We start from the raw sequence: 19,497 nt of genomic DNA, 5'->3' as shown, positions 1-19,497 counted from the left end.
CATTTTTTCTACCCATCTGTGAGAACCGGTGTTATAATGCCGCGCCCTCAAATATGGGGCTTTCTAACGACCTGAATTTTGGGTCCCGAAGTAGTAGTTGACATTAGCGGAGCACTAAAATGATCCAAGAACAGACTATGCTGAACGTCGCCGACAACTCCGGTGCACGTCGCGTAATGTGTATCAAGGTTCTGGGTGGCTCGCACCGTCGCTACGCAGGCGTCGGCGATATCATCAAAGTTACCATCAAGGAAGCAATTCCGCGTGGTAAGGTGAAAAAAGGTGATGTCCTGAAGGCGGTAGTGGTGCGCACCAGGAAGGGTGTTCGTCGCCCGGACGGTTCTGTCATTCGCTTCGATGGTAACGCATGCGTTATTTTGAACAATAACAGCGAGCAGCCAATCGGAACACGTATTTTTGGGCCGGTAACTCGTGAACTTCGTACTGAAAAGTTCATGAAAATTATCTCTCTGGCACCAGAAGTACTCTAAGGAGCGAACAATGGCAGCGAAAATCCGTCGTAACGACGAAGTTATCGTGCTGACCGGCAAAGATAAAGGTAAGCGCGGTAAAGTTAAGAATGTCCTGTCTTCTGGCAAGGTCATCGTTGAAGGCATCAACCTGGTTAAGAAACACCAGAAGCCGGTTCCGGCTCTGAACCAACCAGGTGGCATCGTTGAAAAAGAAGCCGCTATTCAGGTTTCTAACGTTGCGCTTTTCAATGCGGCAACCGGCAAGGCTGACCGTGTAGGCTTTAGATTCGAAGACGGCAAAAAAGTCCGTTTCTTCAAGTCTAACAGCGAAACTATCAAGTAATTTGGAGTAGTACGATGGCGAAACTGCATGATTACTACAAAGACGAAGTAGTCCAGAAACTCATGACAGAGTTTGGCTACACTTCTGTCATGCAAGTCCCTCGGGTCGAGAAGATCACCCTGAACATGGGTGTTGGTGAAGCGATCGCTGACAAGAAACTGCTGGAAAACGCAGCAGCTGACCTGGCAGCAATCTCCGGTCAAAAACCGCTGGTCACCAAAGCACGCAAATCAGTTGCAGGCTTCAAAATCCGTCAGGGCTATCCGATCGGCTGTAAAGTAACTCTGCGCGGCGAGCGCATGTGGGAGTTCTTTGAGCGTCTGATCACCATTGCTGTACCGCGTATCCGCGACTTCCGTGGTTTGTCCGCGAAGTCTTTCGACGGTCGTGGCAACTACAGCATGGGCGTTCGTGAGCAGATCATCTTCCCAGAAATCGACTACGACAAAGTCGATCGCGTTCGTGGTTTGGATATCACCATTACCACTACTGCGAAATCTGATGATGAAGGCCGTGCTCTGCTGACTGCCTTTGACTTCCCGTTCCGCAAGTAAGGTAGGGTTACTTAATGGCTAAGCAATCAATGAAAGCACGCGAAGTTAAGCGTGTGAAATTAGCAGACAAATTCTTCGCAAAACGCGCTGAACTGAAAGCGATCATTTCTGATGTGAACGCAACCGACGAAGATCGTTGGAACGCTGTTCTCAAGCTGCAGACTCTGCCGCGTGATTCCAGCCCGTCTCGTCAGCGTAACCGCTGCCGTCAAACAGGTCGTCCGCACGGTTTCCTGCGGAAGTTCGGGTTGAGCCGTATCAAGGTCCGTGAAGCCGCTATGCGCGGTGAAATCCCGGGTCTGAAAAAGGCTAGCTGGTAATTGTCACCAATTGAATCACGGGAGTAAAGACAGATGAGCATGCAAGATCCGATCGCGGATATGCTGACCCGTATCCGTAACGGTCAGGCCGCGAACAAAGCTGCGGTCACCATGCCTTCCTCCAAGCTGAAAGTGGCAATTGCCAACGTGCTGAAGGAAGAAGGTTATATTGAAGATTTCAAAATCGAAGGCGACATCAAGCCGGAACTGGAACTGACTCTTAAGTATTTCCAGGGTAAAGCTGTTGTAGAAAGCATTCAGCGTGTCAGCCGCCCAGGTCTGCGCATCTATAAGAAAAAAGATGAGCTGCCGAAAGTTATGGCGGGATTAGGTATTGCTGTTATTTCTACCTCTAAAGGTGTCATGACTGATCGTGCAGCACGCCAGGCTGGTCTTGGCGGCGAAATTATCTGCTACGTAGCGTAATCGGAGGAAACTATGTCTCGTGTTGCTAAAGCACCTGTCGTTGTTCCTGCCGGCGTAGAGGTAAAACTCGACGGTCAGGTAATTTCGATTAAAGGTAAAAACGGCGAGCTGACTCGTACTATCAATAATGCCGTAGAAGTTAAGCATGCTGACAATGCACTGACCTTCGCTCCGCGCGACGGTTTTGCAAACGGCTGGGCGCAGGCGGGTACCGCTCGTGCGCTGCTGAACGGCATGGTTATCGGTGTTACCGAAGGCTTCACTAAGAAGCTGCAGCTGGTTGGTGTTGGTTATCGTGCTGCCGTCAAAGGCAACGTGGTTAACCTGTCACTGGGTTTTTCTCACCCGGTTGATCATCAGCTGCCCGCGGGTATCTCTGCAGAATGTCCGACTCAGACTGAAATCGTGCTGAAAGGCGCTGATAAACAACTGATCGGCCAGGTTGCAGCTGACTTGCGCGCCTACCGTCGTCCTGAGCCTTACAAAGGCAAGGGTGTCCGTTACGCCGACGAAGTCGTGCGTATCAAAGAGGCTAAGAAGAAGTAAGGTAACACTATGGATAAGAAATCTGCTCGTATCCGTCGTGCGACCCGTGCACGTCGCAAGCTCAAAGAGCTGGGTGCTACTCGCCTGGTGGTACATCGTACCCCGCGTCACATTTACGCACAGGTGATCGCCCCGAACGGTTCCGAAGTTCTGGTTGCTGCTTCTACTGTAGAAAAAGCTATCTCTGAACAACTGAAGTACACCGGCAACAAAGATGCAGCTGCCGCAGTAGGTAAAGCTATTGCAGAGCGCGCTATCGAAAAAGGCATCAAAGATGTTTCTTTCGACCGTTCCGGTTTCCAATATCATGGTCGTGTCCAGGCACTGGCAGATGCTGCTCGTGAAGCTGGCCTTCAGTTCTAAGGTAGAGGTCTAGGATGTCACACATCGAGAAACAAGCTGGCGAACTGCAGGAAAAACTGATCGCGGTAAACCGTGTTTCTAAAACTGTGAAAGGTGGTCGTATCTTTTCCTTCACCGCACTGACTGTAGTGGGTGATGGTAACGGCCGCGTTGGTTTTGGTTACGGTAAAGCGCGTGAAGTTCCGGCAGCGATCCAGAAAGCGATGGAAAAAGCCCGTCGCAACATGATTAATGTCGCGCTGAACAACGGCACCCTGCAGCACCCGGTTAAAGGTGCGCACACGGGTTCTCGCGTGTTCATGCAGCCGGCTTCAGAAGGTACCGGTATCATCGCCGGTGGTGCAATGCGCGCCGTTCTGGAAGTCGCTGGAGTTCATAACGTTCTGGCTAAAGCCTATGGTTCCACCAACCCGATCAACGTGGTTCGTGCAACTATCGACGGCCTGGAAAATATGAATTCTCCAGAAATGGTCGCTGCCAAGCGTGGTAAATCCGTTGAAGAAATTCTGGGGTAATCACGATGGCTAAGACTATTAAAATCACTCAAACCCGTAGCTCAATCGGCCGCCTGCCTAAGCACAAAGCCACTCTGGTTGGTCTGGGTCTGCGTCGTATTGGCCACACCGTTGAGCGTGAAGACACGCCGGCAGTACGCGGTATGGTCAACGCGATCTCTTACATGCTGAAAGTAGAGGAGTAACAGATGCGTTTAAATACTCTGTCTCCGGCCGAAGGCTCCAAGCACGCTTCTAAGCGTCTGGGTCGTGGTATCGGTTCTGGCCTCGGCAAAACCGGTGGTCGTGGTCACAAAGGTCAGAACTCTCGTTCTGGCGGTGGCGTACGTCGCGGTTTCGAGGGTGGTCAGATGCCTCTGTACCGTCGTCTGCCGAAATTCGGCTTCACCTCGCGTAAATCATTCGTGACTGCAGAAGTGCGTCTGTCTGATCTGGCGAAAGTGGAAGGCGGTATCGTTGACCTGAGCACGCTGAAAGCAGCCAACATTATCGGTGTTCAGATTGAATTCGCGAAAGTGATTCTGTCTGGTGAAGTTTCTGCACCGGTAACGGTTCGCGGTCTGCGTGTCACCAAAGGTGCTCGTGCTGCAATCGAAGCTGCTGGCGGTAAAATCGAGGAATAAGTAGCAGATGGCTAAACAACCGGGATTAGATTTTCAAAGTGCCAAAGGCGGATTTGGTGAACTGAAACGCAGACTGCTGTTTGTAATCGGTGCACTGATTGTCTTCCGAATTGGCTCTTTTATTCCGATCCCTGGTATTGATGCCGCTGTACTTGCCAAACTGCTTGAGCAACAGCGTGGCACCATCATTGAAATGTTCAACATGTTCTCTGGTGGTGCTCTCAGCCGTGCTTCAATCTTCGCGCTGGGTATTATGCCGTATATTTCGGCCTCTATTATTATCCAGCTGCTGACGGTGGTTCACCCAGCGTTAGCGGAGATTAAGAAAGAAGGGGAGGCTGGCCGTCGTAAGATTAGCCAGTACACCCGCTACGGTACGTTGGTATTGGCGATATTTCAGTCAATCGGTATTGCTACCGGTTTACCGAATATGCCTGGAATGCAGGGCCTGGTGTTGAATCCAGGCTTTGCCTTCTACTTTACCGCTGTTGTTAGTCTGGTTACCGGGACAATGTTCCTGATGTGGCTGGGCGAACAGATTACTGAACGAGGTATCGGCAACGGTATTTCGATCATTATCTTCGCGGGTATTGTTGCGGGACTTCCGCCGGCCATTGGCCATACCATCGAGCAAGCGCGGCAAGGCGACCTGCACTTCCTCCTGTTGCTGTTGGTTGCAGTTCTCGTATTTGCAGTGACCTTCTTCGTTGTTTTCGTTGAGCGTGGCCAGCGCCGCATTGTGGTGAACTATGCGAAACGTCAGCAAGGTCGTCGTGTATACGCTGCACAGAGCACACATTTACCGTTGAAAGTGAACATGGCGGGCGTTATTCCGGCTATTTTTGCTTCCAGCATTATTCTGTTCCCCGCGACGATAGCATCCTGGTTCGGGGGCGGTACCGGTTGGAACTGGCTGACAACAATTTCGCTGTATTTGCAGCCAGGACAGCCGCTATATGTGCTACTCTATGCGACTGCAATCATCTTCTTCTGCTTTTTCTACACGGCGTTGGTTTTCAACCCGCGCGAAACGGCAGATAACCTGAAGAAGTCTGGTGCATTCGTACCGGGAATTCGTCCGGGAGAGCAAACGGCGAAGTATATCGATAAAGTAATGACGCGTCTGACCTTAATCGGCGCACTGTACATTACTTTTATTTGCCTGATCCCGGAGTTCATGCGTGATGCGATGAAAGTTCCCTTCTACTTTGGCGGTACATCACTGCTCATCGTAGTGGTCGTCATCATGGACTTTATGGCTCAAGTGCAAACTCTGATGATGTCTAGTCAGTACGAGTCTGCATTGAAGAAAGCAAACCTGAAAGGCTACGGCCGTTAATTCAGGCGCTTGAGAAGTTACGGAGAGTAAAAATGAAAGTTCGTGCTTCCGTCAAGAAATTATGTCGTAACTGCAAAATCATCCGTCGCGACGGTGTCGTACGTGTGATTTGCAGCGCCGAGCCTAAGCATAAACAGCGCCAGGGCTGATTTTTTCACATATTTTTCTTGCAAAGTCGGGTTGAGCTGGCTAGATTAGCCAGCCAATCTTTTGTATGTCAATGCGTTTCCATTTGAGTATCCTGAAAACGGGCTTTTCAGCATGGGGCGCATTTATTTAATTATAGGAGTGCATAGTGGCCCGTATAGCAGGCATTAACATTCCTGATCATAAACACACCGTTATCGCATTAACTTCGATTTTCGGTATCGGCAAGACCCGTTCTAAAGCCATTTGCGCTGCAACGGGTATCGCTGAAGATGTTAAGATCAGTGAGCTGTCTGAAGAACAAATTGATCAGCTGCGTGATGCGGTTGGTAAATTCGTTGTTGAAGGTGATCTGCGCCGTGAAATCACCCTGAGCATCAAGCGTCTGATGGACCTTGGTTGCTACCGTGGTTTGCGCCATCGTCGTGGTCTGCCAGTACGCGGTCAGCGTACTAAGACCAATGCACGTACCCGTAAGGGTCCGCGCAAACCGATCAAGAAATAATCGGGGTGAGTAAATAATGGCAAAGGCACCAGTTCGTGCACGTAAGCGTGTAAGAAAGCAAGTCTCAGATGGCGTGGCTCATGTCCATGCTTCTTTTAACAACACCATCGTTACCATTACTGATCGTCAGGGTAACGCGCTGGGTTGGGCAACCGCCGGTGGTTCCGGTTTCCGCGGTTCACGTAAATCTACTCCGTTTGCTGCTCAGGTCGCTGCAGAGCGCTGTGCAGAAGCCGTGAAAGATTACGGTATTAAGAACCTGGAAGTTATGGTTAAGGGTCCGGGTCCGGGTCGCGAATCAACGATTCGTGCTCTGAACGCCGCAGGTTTCCGCATCACTAATATTACTGATGTGACTCCGATCCCTCACAACGGTTGTCGTCCGCCGAAAAAACGTCGCGTATAACGCCGCGTTTTTAGGATAGTTGGAGAAAGAAAATGGCAAGATATTTGGGTCCTAAGCTCAAGCTGAGCCGTCGTGAGGGCACAGACCTTTTCCTGAAGTCTGGCGTTCGCGCGATTGATTCCAAGTGTAAAATTGAACAAGCCCCTGGTCAGCATGGTGCGCGTAAACCGCGTCTGTCTGATTACGGCGGCCAGTTGCGTGAAAAACAAAAAGTTCGTCGTATCTACGGCGTGCTGGAACGTCAGTTCCGCAACTACTATAAAGAAGCAGCACGTCTGAAAGGCAACACCGGTGCAAACCTGTTAGCTCTGCTGGAAGGTCGTCTGGATAACGTAGTTTACCGTATGGGCTTCGGCGCCACTCGTGCAGAAGCACGCCAGCTGGTCAGCCACAAGTCTGTAATGGTTAACGGCCGCGTTGTTAACATCGCTTCTTATCAGGTATCTCCGAATGATGTCGTAAGCATCCGCGAGAAAGCCAAAAAGCAATCTCGCGTGAAGGCCGCTCTGGAGCTGGCTGAGCAGCGTGAAAAGCCAACCTGGCTGGAAGTTGATGCGACTAAGATGGAAGGTGTGTTCAAGCGTATTCCTGAGCGTACCGATCTGTCTGCGGACATTAACGAACACCTGATCGTCGAGCTTTACTCCAAGTAAAGCTTAGTACCAAAGAGAGGACACAATGCAGGGTTCTGTGACAGAGTTTCTAAAACCGCGCCTGGTAGATATCGAGCAAGTGAGTTCGACGCACGCCAAGGTGACCCTTGAGCCTTTAGAGCGTGGCTTTGGCCATACTCTTGGTAACGCACTGCGCCGTATTCTGCTTTCTTCCATGCCGGGTTGCGCGGTGACCGAGGTTGAAATTGATGGTGTACTGCATGAGTACAGCACCAAAGAGGGCGTACAGGAAGATATCCTGGAAATCCTGCTCAACCTGAAAGGGCTGGCGGTAAGAGTTCAGGGTAAAGATGAAGTCATTCTGACCCTGAATAAATCTGGCATTGGCCCTGTGACTGCAGCCGACATTACCCATGACGGTGATGTCGAAATCGTCAAGCCGCAGCACGTGATCTGTCACCTGACCGATGAGAACGCCGCTATCAGCATGCGTATCAAAGTTCAGCGTGGTCGTGGTTATGTGCCGGCTTCTGCCCGAATTCATTCGGAAGAAGATGAGCGCCCAATCGGCCGCCTGTTGGTCGACGCTTGCTACAGCCCTGTAGACCGTATCGCCTACAATGTTGAAGCAGCGCGTGTAGAACAGCGCACCGACCTGGACAAGCTGGTCATCGAAATGGAAACCAACGGCACAATCGATCCTGAAGAGGCGATTCGTCGTGCGGCGACCATCCTGGCAGAACAACTGGAAGCTTTCGTTGACTTACGTGATGTACGTCAGCCGGAAGTGAAAGAAGAGAAACCAGAATTCGATCCGATCCTGCTGCGCCCTGTTGACGATCTGGAATTGACTGTCCGCTCTGCTAACTGCCTTAAGGCAGAAGCTATCCACTACATCGGTGATCTGGTACAGCGTACCGAGGTTGAGCTGCTCAAAACGCCTAACCTGGGTAAAAAATCTCTTACTGAGATTAAAGATGTGCTCGCCTCACGTGGTCTTTCTCTGGGCATGCGCCTCGAGAACTGGCCGCCGGCAAGCATTGCTGATGAATAACCGGATCACAGGTTAAGGTTTCACTGAGAAGGATAAGGTCATGCGCCATCGTAAGAGTGGTCGTCAACTGAACCGCAACAGCAGCCATCGTCAGGCTATGTTCCGCAACATGGCCGGTTCTCTGGTTCGTCATGAGATCATCAAAACGACTCTGCCGAAAGCCAAAGAGCTGCGCCGCGTAGTTGAGCCGCTGATTACTCTTGCCAAGACCGACAGCGTAGCTAATCGTCGTCTGGCATTCGCCCGTACTCGTGATAACGAGATCGTGGCAAAACTGTTTAACGAGCTGGGCCCGCGTTTCGCGAGCCGTGCCGGTGGTTACACTCGCATTCTGAAGTGTGGCTTCCGTGCTGGTGACAACGCTCCGATGGCATACATCGAGCTGGTTGATCGTCCAGAAGCTCAAGCAGAAGCTGCCGCAGAGTAATCTGTAGCATCGTAAAAAACCCGCTTCGGCGGGTTTTTTATTGCCTGAAATTTACCCCGTCCGTTAAGCTCACTATTCTGACTAACTCAGGAGGCGTTCATGTGGTTAATTGACCAGCTGGCTGAACAGCATATTCGAGCGGCGCAGGAAAAGGGCGAACTCAGCAATCTCCCGGGCGAAGGCGCGCCGCTTGAGCTGGATGACGACAGCAATGTCCCGGCCGAATTACGCAGCGGCTACCGACTGCTAAAAAATGCCGGCTTTCTGCCGCCGGAGCTGGAGATGCGGCGCGAAGCGCTGGAGATAAGCGATCTGCTGCGCAATCTCGATCCGGAAGATCATCGTTATCGCGAGCAGAGCAAACGCCTGCTTGTGCTGGAGCTTCAGCTGCGTCAGGCAGGTATGAGCACTGAGTTTTTGCAGGGTGCCTACGGCGAAGCGATCCGTGGACGCTTGTTAAAGGAGGAGTAGTGTACCGTATCGGGCAACTGGCAAAGCTGGCCAACGTCAGCGTCGATACCATTCGTTTCTATGAGAAACAGCAGATGATGGGGCATGAGATCCGCACAGAAGGCGGCTTTCGCCTCTACAGCGACAACGACCTGCAACGCCTGAAGTTTATTCGTGTTGGCCGGCAGATGGGTTTTGGGCTGGATGCGATTCGCGATCTGCTCTCGATCCGCGTCGATCCCTCGCACCATACCTGCGAAGAGTCGAAGGCGATTGTTCAGGCGCGTCTGAAAGAGGTAAATACCCTGATCGGCGAGTTGCAAAATGTGCAGCGTTCGCTGCAGCGCTTATCGGACGCATGCTGCGGCGCTGCGCACAGCAGCGACTGCTGTTCGATACTGGAAGCGCTTGAGAAAGGAACGGATCCCAGACCAGAACATGCGCACCGACGGGATTGAATTTAGCGCAAAAGAGCCTATATTTAGGCGGTCGAAATGAGGAGACGATGATGAGTAAGTATCAGCATACCAAAGGCGAGATTCGCGACAATGCAATCCAGGCCTTATTACACGACCCGCTGTTCCGCCAGCGCATCGAACAGAAGCACAAAGGCAAAGGCAGCTATCGGCGTAAAGACAAACATGGCAAACGTGGCGGCTGGGAGGCCAGTGATAAGCAAAGCGCTTATCACTGGCCTTCTGGTTTATGGGCATAAAAAAGCCGCCTCGCGGGCGGCTCTGCTTTAGATTTTGCCGTTCTGCTGCTTCAGCAAATCTCGAATCTCGCTCAGCAGCACCTCTTCGTTAGACGGTTTTGCCACTGGTTTCTCGACTTCTTTTTTCTTGTGCAGTTTATTCATCAGCTTGATGGCGATGAAGATAGCGAACGCCACAATAATAAAGTCGAATACAGACTGAATAAATACGCCATATTCCATGATGACGGGTGGCGTAGCGCCTTCTGCAGGTTTCAGCACCCACTTGAACTGTTTAAAGTCGACTCCGCCGATTAGCAGTCCCAGCGGCGGCATAATGATGTTTGCCACCAGTGAAGAGACGATTTTGCCAAAGGCAGCGCCGATAATCACACCGACGGCGAGATCGACCACGTTGCCGCGCATTGCAAAATCACGAAACTCTTTGAAAAAACTCATACTTATCTCCTTTCCCTTGCCAGTGGCTAAAGTCTAACAAACCTTACGGCAATTGCCATCTAAGCGGCGGCATTTGTTGGGCTTGCTCCGCCGCCGCGCTTAAAGGAAGAAAGGACTCGGCTGGAACAAACGCTCAACGTCCGGCACGAACTTTTTATCGGTCAGGAACATAATGACGTGGTCGCCCTGCTCGATACGCAGATTATCTTTTGCGATAAGCACATCCTCGCCGCGCACTACCGCGCCGATAAGCGTACCTGGCGGCAGTTTAATGTCGTTGATCATGCGGCCGACCACGCGCGAGGTGGTTTCGTCGCCGTGGGCGATCGCTTCGATCGCTTCAGCGATGCCGCGTCGTAAAGAGGAGACGCCCACGATATCCGCTTTGCGCACGTGACCCAGCAGCGCGGAGATCGTCGCCTGCTGCGGCGAGATGGCGATATCGATCACGCTGCCCTGTACCAGATCGACATAGGCGCGACGCTGGATCAGCACCATCACTTTTTTGGCGCCCATCTTTTTCGCCAGCATCGCCGACATGATATTCGCTTCATCGTCGTTGGTGACCGCAATAAAAAGATCGACCTGATCGACATGCTCTTCCGCCAGCAGCTCTTGATCCGACGCATCTCCGTAAAAGACGATGGTGTCCTGCAGCTGCTCGGCCAGTTCGGCGGCGCGGCGCGGATTACGCTCGATCAGCTTCACGCTGTAATTTTTTTCCAGCCGCTGCGCGAGGCCGAAACCGATGTTGCCGCCGCCCACCAGCATGATGCGCTTATAGGGCCTTTCCAGACGCTGCATCTCACTCATTACCGCGCGGATATTCTGGCTGGCGGCGATAAAGAAGACCTCGTCGCCTGCTTCCACAATCGTTGAGCCCTGCGGGCGGATAGGGCGATCCTGACGGAAAATGGCGGCGACGCGGGTATCGATATGCGGCATATGCTCGCGCAGAATAGAGAGCGGATTGCCCACCAGTGGCCCGCCGTAATAGGCTTTTACTACCGCAAGGCTGACGAGGCCCTCTGCGAAATTCACCACCTGCAGCGCGCCGGGGTACTGGATCAGCCGATAGATATTTTCGATCACCAGCTGTTCGGGCGAAATAAGATGATCAATCGGCACCGCTTCGGGAATAAATAGCTTCTCAGCGTCGCGCAGATAATCCGCCGCGCGAATACGGGCGATACGGTTAGGCGTATTAAACAGCGAATAGGCTATCTGACACGCCACCATATTGGTTTCATCGGAGCTGGTGACCGCGACTAACATATCGGCATCTTCCGCGCCCGCTTCGCGCAAAATACGCGGATGCGACCCGTGGCCCTGAACGACGCGCAAATCGAATTTATCCTGCAGCTGACGTAAGCGGTCAGGATCGGTATCAACCACCGTTATGTCGTTGTTCTCGCCGACCAGGTTTTCCGCCAGCGTGCCGCCAACCTGACCGGCGCCCAGAATGATAATTTTCATTGCGTCTCGTGCTCTTTAGTTAGTGCGCTTTTATCAGCTTAGCGTAGAAAAATCCGTCTCCGCCGTCGATGGTCGGAAAGACCTGCAGCCCGCTGATTTTGCCGTCCGGCAAGGCTTCGGCGCGCGCGTCGGCGTGGCGCGACAGAAAGGCGTCGATCTGCGCTTCGTTCTCGTCCGGCAGCACAGAGCAGGTCGCATAGAGCAGGATGCCGCCTGGTTTCAGATGCGGCCAGATGGCGTCAAGAATTTCGCGCTGCAGCGAAGCCAGCTCGGCGATATCCCGATCGCGACGCAGCCACTTGATGTCGGGATGACGGCGAATAACGCCGGTGGCGGAGCAGGGCGCGTCCAGCAAAATACGATCGAACTGACGCTCGCCACACCATGCCGCCGGGGTACGTCCGTCGCCCTGTTTCACCTCTGCCTGCATATTAAGACGCTGCAGGTTCTCTTTAACGCGCGTCAGCCGCTGAGCGTCGACATCGACCGCCATGACCTGCGCCTTAGGGGCTATTTCCAGGATATGCGTGGTTTTGCCGCCCGGCGCGGCGCAAAGATCGAGGATCTGCTCGCCATCTTCAGGCGCCAGCAGCAGGGCGCAGCGCTGGGCGGAAAGATCCTGAACCGTGACCCAGCCGTCTGCGAAGCCCGGCAGCTGGCCCACCGGCGCGGGAGCTTCAAGCCGCAGCGCGTCAAACGCCGTCTCGTCGGCCACGGCCGCTTTTCCGCTCTCGGTCAGCAGCGCCAGCCAGCTATCGCGGCTGTGGTGCTGGCGATTAACGCGCAGCCACATCGGCGGACGCTGGTTATTGGCGTCCACTATCCGCTGCCAGTTGTCCGGCCAGGCCTTTTGCAGCCGCTGCAGCAGCCAGCCGGGATGCAGATAGCGCTGCGGCGCATGGTCAACTTCGGCGATCAGCTCTACCTGCTGACGCTGGAACTGACGCAGCACGCCATTAATCAGGCCTTTAAGATTGGCGCGCTTAAGTACCTCAGCGCCGGCGACGGTTTCCGCCAGCGCAGCGTGAGCAGGCACGCGCGTATAGAGCAGCTGATAGATGCCGACCATGATGAGATAGTGCAGAACGCGCTGTTTGCCGCTGAGCGGGCGCGCCATCAGTTTACCGATGAGGGCTTCGAGCTGCGGCAGCGTGCGCAGCACGCCGAAGCAGAGCTCCTGCAACAGCGCGCCATCTTTATCGCCTACTTTTTTCTGCGCGGCAGGCAGCACCGCGCTGAGCGATTCGCCCTTATCAATTACACGCTCAATAAGTTGAGCGGCAAGGCTTCGCAGATTGGTTGATTTAGTCATTCGCGTTACGTCATTAAACAAAAAGCCCGGACAGTGCCGGGCTGGAGTCAGGCTAAAACGCGGCCTGACGTGAACCACTCGCGACGCGAGTTCAGCAGATCCTGCGCCGACATCGCTTTTTTACCCGCTGGCTGCAGCAGCTGAAGATTCAATACGCCTTCAGCGGTAGCGACCTGAATGCCGTGCTTGTCGGCTGCGAGGATTTCGCCCGGCTGTTTCGCGACGTGCGGCAGCACGCTGGCCTGCCACACCTTCACCGGCTGATCCTCAATCAGGAAATAGCTGACTGGCCAGGGATTAAAGGCGCGAATACAGCGCTCAAGCTGAGCGGCGGGGAGCTGCCAGTTGAGGCGGGCCTCCTCTTTACTGAGCTTCTCGGCGTAGTTCGCCTGCGCGTCATCCTGCTTCTCAGGCTGCGCGCGACCATCCGCCAGCTGCGACAGCGTTTCCAGCAGGCCCTGCGGGCCGAGCTGCGCCAGCTTGTCGTACAGCGTGGCGCTGGTGTCCTGCGCGGTAATCGGGCAGTGCAGCTTATGCAGCATATCGCCCGTATCCAGGCCGACATCCATCTGCATGATCGTTACGCCGGTTTCGCTGTCACCAGCCCAGAGCGCGCGCTGAATAGGCGCCGCGCCGCGCCAGCGCGGCAGCAGCGAGCCGTGCACGTTGATGCAGCCGAGACGCGGCATCGTCAGCACCGCCTGCGGCAGAATAAGTCCGTAGGCGACCACCACCATCACATCCGCCGCTAAATCGGCGACCAGCTGCTGGTTCTCGACGGGACGCAAAGACTTGGGCTGAAACACCGGGATGTCGCGAGATTGCGCCAGCGTTTTTACCGGGCTGGGCGTCAGCTTATTGCCGCGGCCGGCGGGGCGATCGGGTTGGGTAAAGACGCCGACGACCTGATGCTCAGAAGCGAGCAGCGCGTCGAGATGACGCGCTGCAAAATCAGGTGTGCCGGCGAAGATAATTTTCAGCGGAGCAGACACGGTTATCTCTTCTTTCAATGTCAGGAAGGACGCGCGTTCTGGCGCGCCAGTTTTTCCAGCTTTTGCTTAATGCGCTGACGCTTGAGCGGCGACAGATAATCAATAAACAGTTTGCCGTCGAGGTGATCGATCTCATGCTGAATGCAGATAGCGAGCAGGCCGTCGGTTTCCAGTTCGAAACTCTTGCCCTCGCGATCCAGCGCGCGTACTTTTACGCGTTCGGCGCGCGGAACGAAAGCGCGCTGCTCGGGAATAGAGAGGCAGCCTTCTTCAATACCGGTTTCCCCGCTTTTATCCAGCAGCTCCGGGTTGATCAGAACCAGACGTTCGTCGCGATTTTCCGACACGTCGATAACGATGATGCGCTGGTGGATATCCACCTGCGTTGCCGCCAGGCCAATACCCTCTTCGGCGTACATGGTTTCAAACATATCGTCGACGATGCGCTGAACTTCAGCGTTAACTTCTTTCACTGGCGCCGCGATTTTGCGGAGACGATCGTCAGGGAAATGTAATACCTGCAAAACTGACATAAATATCCAGATCTGTATGCGATTAAAAAAAGATTATTGCTTCATATTGTAGACTTTTCGAGACCTGATTGACAGCATTCACCCGCAGGAAGCGGCGCGTAAAGCAGGGAGCGAATATGGAAAATATCGAGCGCTATTTGCGGCTTTCAGCCGTAGCCGGACTGACCGGAAAACGCTGGCTGGACATTGCCAGCGCGCTTAACCAAACAGACGATACGCCGCAGGTGCTGATATCGGCCGGTCTGAATCAGCAGCAACTTCATCAGTTTACGCATCTTTCATCGCGTCAGATTGCAGCGACCGAGGCGTGGCTCGCGGCAAGCGACGACCACCATCTGATAACGGCCTTAGATGACCGCTATCCTGCCGCTTTACGCGAGATCCATCGTTTTCCGCCGCTGCTCTATATAAAAGGCGAGCCCGCCTTGCTCTCTTCTATGCAGCTGGCGGTGGTGGGCAGCCGTAACTGTTCGCACTACGGCCGACAGTGGGGCGAATGGTTTACCCGGCAGCTGGCGCTGAGCGACCTGACTATTACCAGCGGGCTGGCGCGCGGCATAGACGGCATCGCGCATCACGCGGCGCTGGAGGCGCAGGGAAAAACCGTGGCGGTGTTGGGCAGCGGATTGCAGCATCTCTATCCTAAAAATCACGTCGCGCTGGCGGAAGAGATTGTGGAACAAGGCGGCGCGCTGGTTTCCGAGTTCTCTCTCTCAACGCCGCCGCATGCGCTTAATTTTCCGCGACGCAACCGCGTTATTAGCGGACTAAGCCGCGGCGTGCTGGTGGTAGAGGCGACCCTTAAAAGCGGTTCGCTGGTGACCGCGCGCTATGCGCTGGACCAAAATCGCAATGTCTACGCCTTGCCCGGCGCGCTGGGCAATCCCGGCAGCGAAGGGACGCACTGGCTGATTCAGCAAGGCGCGTTGCTGGTCGCTCATCCCACCGACATCGTCGAAGATCTTCGCGCTGCGCTTAACTGGCTGCCTTTTACACAGCCGGAAGGAATATATTCTGAGGACAGCGGTGATGCAGCATTGCCATTTGCTGAGGTGTTGGCTAACGTAGGTGATGAGGTTACACCTGTTGACGTCGTCGCTGAACGTGCCGGCCAACCTGTGCCAGTGATTGCAGCCCAACTGCTGGAGCTGGAGTTAGCAGGATGGATCGCAGCTGTACCCGGCGGCTATGTCCGATTGAGGAGGGCATGCCATGTTCGACGTACTAATGTACTTGTTTGAGACATATATCCACAACGAAGCAGAAATGCAGGTTGATCAGGATACATTGACTGATGACTTAACCGATGCCGGTTTTCATCGTGAAGATATCTACAATGCGTTGAACTGGTTAGAAAAGCTCGCAGATTATCAGGAAGGCCTGGTCGACCCGATTCTGTTAGCCAACGATCCGCTTTCAATGCGCATCTACACGGAAGAAGAAGGCCAGCGTTTAGATGCCGAATGTCGTGGTTTCCTGCTGTTCCTTGAGCAAATTCAGGTGCTCAATATGGAAACGCGTGAAATGGTCATCGAACGAGTCATGGCGCTCGATACGCTCGAGTTCGATCTGGAAGATCTCAAATGGGTGGTGTTGATGGTGTTATTCAATCTTCCGGGATGCGAAAACGCCTATCAGCAAATGGAAGAACTGTTATTCGACGTCAATGAAGGCATGCTGCATTAATTATTGGTTATGCAGCCATCGTTATGAGCAAATCAGCACTCTTCACCGTGCGTAAACAGGATCCCTGCCCCGCATGCGGGGCAGATCTCGTTATTCGCAGCGGTAAACACGGCGCCTTTTTAGGCTGCACAAACTATCCAGCTTGCGACTATATTCGGCCGCTAAAAAGTCAGGCTGACGGCCACATCGTCAAGGTGCTCGAAGGGCACGCCTGTCCGCAGTGCGGCGCGGATAAAGCGTTGCGTCAGGGACGCTACGGCATGTTCATCGGCTGTAGCCACTATCCTGAATGCGACTATAGCGAAGCGATAGATAAACCCGATGAAACCCTTATCGCATGCCCGCAGTGCCTGGAGGGCAAACTGGTGCAGCGTCGTTCGCGTTACGGCAAGACCTTCCACTCTTGTAACCGCTATCCGGCCTGCCAGTTCGTCGTCAATGCAACGCCAGTCGCAGGCGTATGTCCGCACTGCGCTTTTCCGCTGCTGGTAGAGAAGAAAACCGCGCAGGGCGTTAAACGCTTTTGCGCCAGTAAAAGTTGCGGCAAGGCCGCCGCATCAGAGAATTAAGATAACATCATGCAAAACCAAACTTTTTCCGGTTCGCTGGAAGATTGCCTAGAGCAACTGCGCCAGCAGGCCGTTATTGCTTATCCAACCGAAGCCGTATTTGGTCTGGGCTGCGACCCGGACAGCGAAAGCGCCGTAACAGCGTTGCTGGCATTAAAACAGCGTCCCGTTGAGAAAGGATTGATCCTCATCGCCGCCGATTATGCTCAGCTGGAACCCTATATCTCCGACCGCGAACTCACCGTCGAGCAGCGCGAACGCATGTTCGCTCACTGGCCGGGCCCGGTGACCTTTGTCGTACCTGCTACGCCGCAAACGCCGCGCTGGCTCACAGGACGTTTTGATTCGCTGGCCATCCGCGTCAGCGATCATCCCGATGTCCAGGCGTTGTGCCGCGCCTTCGGCAAGCCGCTGGTATCGACCAGCGCCAATCTGTCGGGCGAAGCGCCTTGCCGCACGGTCGAGGCGGTCAGGGCGCAGTTCGGCGCGGCCTTTCCCGTGCTGGCGGGCGAAACCGGCGGTCGGCAGAATCCGTCAGAGATTCGCGATGTGTTAAGCGGCAACCTTATTCGTCAGGGCTAATTCATGGATCAGTTTGCGGTATTCGGCAATCCCATCAGCCACAGTAAATCGCCTTTGATTCACCAGGCGTTTGCCGAGCAGACGGGCATTACGCATCGTTATGGCCGGGTTTGCGCGCCACTCGAGGCGTTCCCTGACGCGATCGCTGCGTTTTTCGCGCAGGGCGGACGCGGCGCGAACGTTACGCTGCCTTTTAAACAGCAGGCGTGCGAGTTTGCCGACGAGCTGAGCGAGCGAGCGGCGCTTTCCGGTGCCGTCAATACCCTGAAAAAGTGCAGCGACGGCCGCATCCTGGGCGACAATACCGACGGTATCGGTCTGCTGAGCGATCTTGAACGTCTGGCGCTGATCCGCCCGGGCGATCGCATTTTGCTGGTGGGTGCCGGCGGCGCGGCGCGCGGCGTCATCCTGCCGCTGCTTTCCGCCGGCTGCGCGGTGACGATCGTCAACCGAACCCAGGCGCGCGCGGAGGAGCTGGCGCAGCTTTTCCGTCAGAGCGGCGAGATCGATGCCTGCCATTTTGATCAGCTGACCGGGCGTGCTTTCGATCTTGTTATCAACGCCACCTCCAGCGGCGTCAGCGGCGAGGTTCCGCCGCTGCCTGTTTCCCTGATCGATGAGCAGGTACGCTGCTACGACATGTTTTATCAGGCTGGCGCAACGCCTTTTTTACACTGGTGCGAACAGCAGGGCGCACAGCAGCGCGCGGATGGTCTGGGGATGCTGGTGGGGCAGGCGGCGCACGCGTTTCAGCTATGGCATGGCGTCATGCCGGAGATAGCGCCCGTTATCGCACAGCTTAAACAGGCGATGCAGCCATGAATCAGGCGATTCAGTTTCCCGAGCGCGAAGAGTGGGACGCGGATAAAGAAGCCGTCTGCTTTCCGGCGCTGGTCAACGGCATGATGCTGACCTGCGCCATCTCTGCCGAAGCCCTTGAACAACGTTTCGGCCAGGGAGAGGCGATGGCCCTGTTTACCGCGCATCGCTGGGATATAGAAGACGAAGCGGAAGCGGCCATCGCTAATGACGCGTTCGACGATCAGGAGTGGGTCTGGCTCGCCTCGGCGAGATAGTCATCCTTCCAGCGAACATAATTGTTGGCGGAGTAAAGCAAGCCCGCAATCTCCTGTTCGCTCAGCGGACGCACCTGTCGGACCGGGCTGCCGAGATAGAGGTAGCCGCTCTCCAGGCGCTTGCCCGGCGGAACCAGGCTGCCCGCGCCTATCATTACGTCATCTTCAATAATGGCGCCGTCCAGCACGATTGATCCCATTCCTACCAGTACGCGATCGCCGATAGTGCAGGCGTGCAGCATCGCTTTATGCCCGACGGTGACGTCAGCGCCGATGGTTAGAGGGAACCCTTCTGGGTTGCTGGCGGATTTATGGGTCACGTGTAGCACGCTGCCGTCCTGTATATTCGTGCGCGCGCCGATGCGTACCTGATTCACGTCGCCGCGTATCGCGACTAGTGGCCAGATGCTGACATCGTCGCCCAGCGCGACATCGCCAATCACGACGGCAGAGGCATCAATCATGACGCGCTGCCCACACTGCGGATAACTCTCTTTATAACGTCGTAGAGCTGACATCTGCTTTCTCCTTATAGATTCGGCTACAGACTGGGGCGGATCGCGGGGCCAGACAAGCGTAAAAGGCCTGCGATCGTTGAAGATCTCTGCAATAAGATTGTTTTATCGCCATACGGAAAAAAAGATCGAAAAAAGGGTTGTGCAATTAAATCGGATCCCTATAATGCGCCTCCACTGACACGGCACAACGGCTTACGGAATGCGGTGTTCAGGAGATTCGGTTCGCTGAGTCGCCGGATGAAATCCCTGAAAAAAGGGGTTGACTCCGAAGGAGAGTAGCGTAATATACGCCACCTCGCAGCAGCAGGCTCGGCCGCTGACTGCACCGCTCTTTAACAATTTATCAGACAATCTGTGTGGGCACTCGGGAGCAGATATCAAAGCCTTCGGGCTTAAAAAATATCAAGCCTCACGAGTGGACACATAATGACATTCATTATGACGTTTTACAGATGAGCACCGCTTAACTTGTTTAAGCAAATCAAACTTAAATTG

Annotated in this window: 32 protein-coding genes; 26 read left to right on the top strand and 6 right to left on the bottom strand. The window is 54.3% G+C overall.

From position 1 onward, the window contains the following. Positions 1–119 precede the first annotated feature (119 nt). From rplN to JS46_RS16000, 20 genes are all read left to right on the top strand, one after another. Positions 120–491, top strand: a complete 372-nt coding sequence (gene rplN, locus JS46_RS16090; protein ID WP_006120590.1) for a 50S ribosomal protein L14 — start codon at positions 120–122, stop codon at positions 489–491. Between the two features lie 10 nt (positions 492–501). Beyond that, positions 502–816, top strand: a complete 315-nt coding sequence (gene rplX, locus JS46_RS16085) for a 50S ribosomal protein L24 (protein ID WP_003850150.1) — start codon at positions 502–504, stop codon at positions 814–816. Between the two features lie 14 nt (positions 817–830). Next, positions 831–1,370 (top strand): 50S ribosomal protein L5, encoded by a 540-nt coding sequence (gene rplE / locus JS46_RS16080; protein WP_033752947.1) that lies wholly within the window; start codon positions 831–833, stop codon positions 1,368–1,370. Positions 1,371–1,384: 14 nt separating this feature from the next. After that, positions 1,385–1,690: a 30S ribosomal protein S14 gene (gene rpsN, locus JS46_RS23905; protein WP_033752945.1), complete on the top strand. Its 306-nt coding sequence runs from the start codon at positions 1,385–1,387 to the stop codon at positions 1,688–1,690. Positions 1,691–1,723: 33 nt separating this feature from the next. Continuing rightward, a complete protein-coding gene (gene rpsH / locus JS46_RS23900) occupies positions 1,724–2,116 on the top strand; it encodes a 30S ribosomal protein S8 (RefSeq protein WP_033752943.1) in 393 nt (130 codons plus the stop codon). A 12-nt stretch (positions 2,117–2,128) separates the two neighbouring features. Continuing rightward, positions 2,129–2,662 (top strand): 50S ribosomal protein L6, encoded by a 534-nt coding sequence (gene rplF / locus JS46_RS23895; RefSeq protein WP_033752942.1) that lies wholly within the window; start codon positions 2,129–2,131, stop codon positions 2,660–2,662. A gap of 9 nt (positions 2,663–2,671) precedes the next feature. Further along, entirely contained in the window at positions 2,672–3,025 is a 354-nt protein-coding gene (rplR, locus tag JS46_RS23890; protein WP_033752941.1) for a 50S ribosomal protein L18, read from the top strand. 14 nt (positions 3,026–3,039) lie between these two features. Continuing rightward, positions 3,040–3,540 carry a 30S ribosomal protein S5 gene (rpsE, locus tag JS46_RS16055; RefSeq protein ID WP_033752940.1) on the top strand — a complete coding sequence of 167 codons (501 nt, stop codon included), beginning with the start codon at positions 3,040–3,042 and terminating at the stop codon, positions 3,538–3,540. Positions 3,541–3,545: 5 nt separating this feature from the next. Further along, positions 3,546–3,725 (top strand): 50S ribosomal protein L30, encoded by a 180-nt coding sequence (gene rpmD, locus JS46_RS23885; protein ID WP_021186404.1) that lies wholly within the window; start codon positions 3,546–3,548, stop codon positions 3,723–3,725. A 3-nt stretch (positions 3,726–3,728) separates the two neighbouring features. Next, a complete protein-coding gene (gene rplO, locus JS46_RS16045) occupies positions 3,729–4,163 on the top strand; it encodes a 50S ribosomal protein L15 (RefSeq protein ID WP_033752938.1) in 435 nt (144 codons plus the stop codon). A gap of 7 nt (positions 4,164–4,170) precedes the next feature. Then, positions 4,171–5,502 carry a preprotein translocase subunit SecY gene (gene secY, locus JS46_RS16040; RefSeq protein ID WP_033752936.1) on the top strand — a complete coding sequence of 444 codons (1,332 nt, stop codon included), beginning with the start codon at positions 4,171–4,173 and terminating at the stop codon, positions 5,500–5,502. A 32-nt stretch (positions 5,503–5,534) separates the two neighbouring features. Further along, entirely contained in the window at positions 5,535–5,651 is a 117-nt protein-coding gene (gene rpmJ, locus JS46_RS23525; protein WP_004160566.1) for a 50S ribosomal protein L36, read from the top strand. 146 nt (positions 5,652–5,797) lie between these two features. Beyond that, positions 5,798–6,154: a 30S ribosomal protein S13 gene (rpsM, locus tag JS46_RS16035; protein WP_033752934.1), complete on the top strand. Its 357-nt coding sequence runs from the start codon at positions 5,798–5,800 to the stop codon at positions 6,152–6,154. 16 nt (positions 6,155–6,170) lie between these two features. Then, a complete protein-coding gene (gene rpsK / locus JS46_RS16030; protein WP_004160563.1) occupies positions 6,171–6,560 on the top strand; it encodes a 30S ribosomal protein S11 in 390 nt (129 codons plus the stop codon). Between the two features lie 32 nt (positions 6,561–6,592). Then, complete coding sequence (rpsD, locus tag JS46_RS16025) at positions 6,593–7,213, top strand: 30S ribosomal protein S4 (protein ID WP_033752932.1); 621 nt, start codon at positions 6,593–6,595, stop codon at positions 7,211–7,213. 25 nt (positions 7,214–7,238) lie between these two features. Beyond that, positions 7,239–8,228: a DNA-directed RNA polymerase subunit alpha gene (gene rpoA, locus JS46_RS16020; protein WP_003850179.1), complete on the top strand. Its 990-nt coding sequence runs from the start codon at positions 7,239–7,241 to the stop codon at positions 8,226–8,228. A gap of 40 nt (positions 8,229–8,268) precedes the next feature. Next, positions 8,269–8,655: a 50S ribosomal protein L17 gene (gene rplQ / locus JS46_RS16015; RefSeq protein ID WP_003850180.1), complete on the top strand. Its 387-nt coding sequence runs from the start codon at positions 8,269–8,271 to the stop codon at positions 8,653–8,655. Positions 8,656–8,754: 99 nt separating this feature from the next. Beyond that, positions 8,755–9,126 carry a DUF1992 domain-containing protein gene (locus JS46_RS16010; RefSeq protein ID WP_033752930.1) on the top strand — a complete coding sequence of 124 codons (372 nt, stop codon included), beginning with the start codon at positions 8,755–8,757 and terminating at the stop codon, positions 9,124–9,126. Then, positions 9,126–9,563, top strand: coding sequence for a Zn(2+)-responsive transcriptional regulator (zntR, locus tag JS46_RS16005; protein WP_033752929.1), 438 nt, complete (start codon positions 9,126–9,128; stop codon positions 9,561–9,563). The genes JS46_RS16010 and zntR overlap by 1 nt, the downstream gene beginning before the upstream one ends. Before the next feature lie 50 nt (positions 9,564–9,613). Continuing rightward, positions 9,614–9,820 carry an alternative ribosome-rescue factor A gene (locus JS46_RS16000; protein WP_033752928.1) on the top strand — a complete coding sequence of 69 codons (207 nt, stop codon included), beginning with the start codon at positions 9,614–9,616 and terminating at the stop codon, positions 9,818–9,820. A gap of 27 nt (positions 9,821–9,847) precedes the next feature. Here JS46_RS16000 and mscL read toward each other — a convergent pair whose 3' ends face one another. From mscL to def, 5 genes are all read right to left on the bottom strand, one after another. Further along, a complete protein-coding gene (mscL, locus tag JS46_RS15995; protein ID WP_033752926.1) occupies positions 9,848–10,258 on the bottom strand; it encodes a large-conductance mechanosensitive channel protein MscL in 411 nt (136 codons plus the stop codon). A 99-nt stretch (positions 10,259–10,357) separates the two neighbouring features. Then, a complete protein-coding gene (gene trkA / locus JS46_RS15990; protein WP_033752924.1) occupies positions 10,358–11,734 on the bottom strand; it encodes a Trk system potassium transporter TrkA in 1,377 nt (458 codons plus the stop codon). A 19-nt stretch (positions 11,735–11,753) separates the two neighbouring features. Further along, a complete protein-coding gene (gene rsmB, locus JS46_RS15985) occupies positions 11,754–13,046 on the bottom strand; it encodes a 16S rRNA (cytosine(967)-C(5))-methyltransferase RsmB (RefSeq protein WP_033752922.1) in 1,293 nt (430 codons plus the stop codon). Positions 13,047–13,093: 47 nt separating this feature from the next. Next, a complete protein-coding gene (fmt, locus tag JS46_RS15980; RefSeq protein ID WP_033753515.1) occupies positions 13,094–14,038 on the bottom strand; it encodes a methionyl-tRNA formyltransferase in 945 nt (314 codons plus the stop codon). 20 nt (positions 14,039–14,058) lie between these two features. Continuing rightward, a complete protein-coding gene (def, locus tag JS46_RS15975) occupies positions 14,059–14,571 on the bottom strand; it encodes a peptide deformylase (protein ID WP_033752920.1) in 513 nt (170 codons plus the stop codon). A gap of 116 nt (positions 14,572–14,687) precedes the next feature. Here def and dprA point away from each other — a divergent pair, with 116 nt between their 5' ends. The 6 genes from dprA to JS46_RS15945 are packed head-to-tail and all read left to right on the top strand — an operon-like array spanning position 14,688 to position 18,484. After that, a complete protein-coding gene (gene dprA / locus JS46_RS15970; RefSeq protein WP_033752919.1) occupies positions 14,688–15,812 on the top strand; it encodes a DNA-protecting protein DprA in 1,125 nt (374 codons plus the stop codon). Beyond that, on the top strand, positions 15,784–16,257 hold the full coding sequence (gene smg, locus JS46_RS15965) for a DUF494 family protein Smg (RefSeq protein WP_033752918.1): 474 nt from the start codon (positions 15,784–15,786) through the stop codon (positions 16,255–16,257). The genes dprA and smg overlap by 29 nt, the downstream gene beginning before the upstream one ends. 23 nt (positions 16,258–16,280) lie before the next feature. Further along, positions 16,281–16,826, top strand: a complete 546-nt coding sequence (locus JS46_RS15960; protein ID WP_033752917.1) for a type I DNA topoisomerase — start codon at positions 16,281–16,283, stop codon at positions 16,824–16,826. 9 nt (positions 16,827–16,835) lie between these two features. Continuing rightward, on the top strand, positions 16,836–17,408 hold the full coding sequence (gene tsaC / locus JS46_RS15955; RefSeq protein ID WP_033752915.1) for an L-threonylcarbamoyladenylate synthase type 1 TsaC: 573 nt from the start codon (positions 16,836–16,838) through the stop codon (positions 17,406–17,408). Positions 17,409–17,411: 3 nt separating this feature from the next. Then, entirely contained in the window at positions 17,412–18,230 is an 819-nt protein-coding gene (gene aroE / locus JS46_RS15950; protein ID WP_033752913.1) for a shikimate dehydrogenase, read from the top strand. Further along, on the top strand, positions 18,227–18,484 hold the full coding sequence (locus JS46_RS15945) for a DUF1488 domain-containing protein (RefSeq protein WP_033752911.1): 258 nt from the start codon (positions 18,227–18,229) through the stop codon (positions 18,482–18,484). The genes aroE and JS46_RS15945 overlap by 4 nt, the downstream gene beginning before the upstream one ends. Here JS46_RS15945 and JS46_RS15940 read toward each other — a convergent pair. Continuing rightward, the gene (locus JS46_RS15940; protein ID WP_033752909.1) at positions 18,451–19,002 is read right to left on the bottom strand and encodes a gamma carbonic anhydrase family protein; all 552 of its coding nucleotides are present in this window, start codon (positions 19,000–19,002) and stop codon (positions 18,451–18,453) included. The genes JS46_RS15945 and JS46_RS15940 overlap by 34 nt on opposite strands. Positions 19,003–19,497 lie beyond the last annotated feature (495 nt).

The organism is Pantoea sp. NGS-ED-1003 (assembly GCF_000738765.1).
Taxonomy (GTDB): domain Bacteria; phylum Pseudomonadota; class Gammaproteobacteria; order Enterobacterales; family Enterobacteriaceae; genus Pantoea; species Pantoea septica.
Note: the sequence above shows the minus strand (reverse complement) of the source record. Positions and strands in the feature narration are given on the sequence as shown.

Excerpts from the sequence above, each read along its gene's own strand:
- rplR (WP_033752941.1), top strand. The coding sequence starts at position 2,672 with ATGGATAAGAAATCTGCTCGTATCCGTCGTGCGACCCGTGCACGTCGC.
- tsaC (WP_033752915.1), top strand. The coding sequence starts at position 16,836 with ATGCAAAACCAAACTTTTTCCGGTTCGCTGGAAGATTGCCTAGAGCAA.
- def (WP_033752920.1), bottom strand. The coding sequence starts at position 14,571 with ATGTCAGTTTTGCAGGTATTACATTTCCCTGACGATCGTCTCCGCAAA.
- JS46_RS15940 (WP_033752909.1), bottom strand. The coding sequence starts at position 19,002 with ATGTCAGCTCTACGACGTTATAAAGAGAGTTATCCGCAGTGTGGGCAG.
- rplQ (WP_003850180.1), top strand. The coding sequence starts at position 8,269 with ATGCGCCATCGTAAGAGTGGTCGTCAACTGAACCGCAACAGCAGCCAT.
- rsmB (WP_033752922.1), bottom strand. The coding sequence starts at position 13,046 with ATGACTAAATCAACCAATCTGCGAAGCCTTGCCGCTCAACTTATTGAG.
- JS46_RS15945 (WP_033752911.1), top strand. The coding sequence starts at position 18,227 with ATGAATCAGGCGATTCAGTTTCCCGAGCGCGAAGAGTGGGACGCGGAT.
- rpsE (WP_033752940.1), top strand. The coding sequence starts at position 3,040 with ATGTCACACATCGAGAAACAAGCTGGCGAACTGCAGGAAAAACTGATC.
- rpsN (WP_033752945.1), top strand. The coding sequence starts at position 1,385 with ATGGCTAAGCAATCAATGAAAGCACGCGAAGTTAAGCGTGTGAAATTA.
- JS46_RS16010 (WP_033752930.1), top strand. The coding sequence starts at position 8,755 with ATGTGGTTAATTGACCAGCTGGCTGAACAGCATATTCGAGCGGCGCAG.
- rplX (WP_003850150.1), top strand. The coding sequence starts at position 502 with ATGGCAGCGAAAATCCGTCGTAACGACGAAGTTATCGTGCTGACCGGC.
- rplN (WP_006120590.1), top strand. The coding sequence starts at position 120 with ATGATCCAAGAACAGACTATGCTGAACGTCGCCGACAACTCCGGTGCA.
- rpsK (WP_004160563.1), top strand. The coding sequence starts at position 6,171 with ATGGCAAAGGCACCAGTTCGTGCACGTAAGCGTGTAAGAAAGCAAGTC.
- rpsH (WP_033752943.1), top strand. The coding sequence starts at position 1,724 with ATGAGCATGCAAGATCCGATCGCGGATATGCTGACCCGTATCCGTAAC.
- trkA (WP_033752924.1), bottom strand. The coding sequence starts at position 11,734 with ATGAAAATTATCATTCTGGGCGCCGGTCAGGTTGGCGGCACGCTGGCG.
- smg (WP_033752918.1), top strand. The coding sequence starts at position 15,784 with ATGTTCGACGTACTAATGTACTTGTTTGAGACATATATCCACAACGAA.
- rpsD (WP_033752932.1), top strand. The coding sequence starts at position 6,593 with ATGGCAAGATATTTGGGTCCTAAGCTCAAGCTGAGCCGTCGTGAGGGC.
- rpmD (WP_021186404.1), top strand. The coding sequence starts at position 3,546 with ATGGCTAAGACTATTAAAATCACTCAAACCCGTAGCTCAATCGGCCGC.
- JS46_RS16000 (WP_033752928.1), top strand. The coding sequence starts at position 9,614 with ATGAGTAAGTATCAGCATACCAAAGGCGAGATTCGCGACAATGCAATC.
- rplF (WP_033752942.1), top strand. The coding sequence starts at position 2,129 with ATGTCTCGTGTTGCTAAAGCACCTGTCGTTGTTCCTGCCGGCGTAGAG.
- secY (WP_033752936.1), top strand. The coding sequence starts at position 4,171 with ATGGCTAAACAACCGGGATTAGATTTTCAAAGTGCCAAAGGCGGATTT.
- rplO (WP_033752938.1), top strand. The coding sequence starts at position 3,729 with ATGCGTTTAAATACTCTGTCTCCGGCCGAAGGCTCCAAGCACGCTTCT.
- rpoA (WP_003850179.1), top strand. The coding sequence starts at position 7,239 with ATGCAGGGTTCTGTGACAGAGTTTCTAAAACCGCGCCTGGTAGATATC.
- aroE (WP_033752913.1), top strand. The coding sequence starts at position 17,412 with ATGGATCAGTTTGCGGTATTCGGCAATCCCATCAGCCACAGTAAATCG.
- rpmJ (WP_004160566.1), top strand. The coding sequence starts at position 5,535 with ATGAAAGTTCGTGCTTCCGTCAAGAAATTATGTCGTAACTGCAAAATC.
- dprA (WP_033752919.1), top strand. The coding sequence starts at position 14,688 with ATGGAAAATATCGAGCGCTATTTGCGGCTTTCAGCCGTAGCCGGACTG.
- JS46_RS15960 (WP_033752917.1), top strand. The coding sequence starts at position 16,281 with ATGAGCAAATCAGCACTCTTCACCGTGCGTAAACAGGATCCCTGCCCC.
- mscL (WP_033752926.1), bottom strand. The coding sequence starts at position 10,258 with ATGAGTTTTTTCAAAGAGTTTCGTGATTTTGCAATGCGCGGCAACGTG.
- rplE (WP_033752947.1), top strand. The coding sequence starts at position 831 with ATGGCGAAACTGCATGATTACTACAAAGACGAAGTAGTCCAGAAACTC.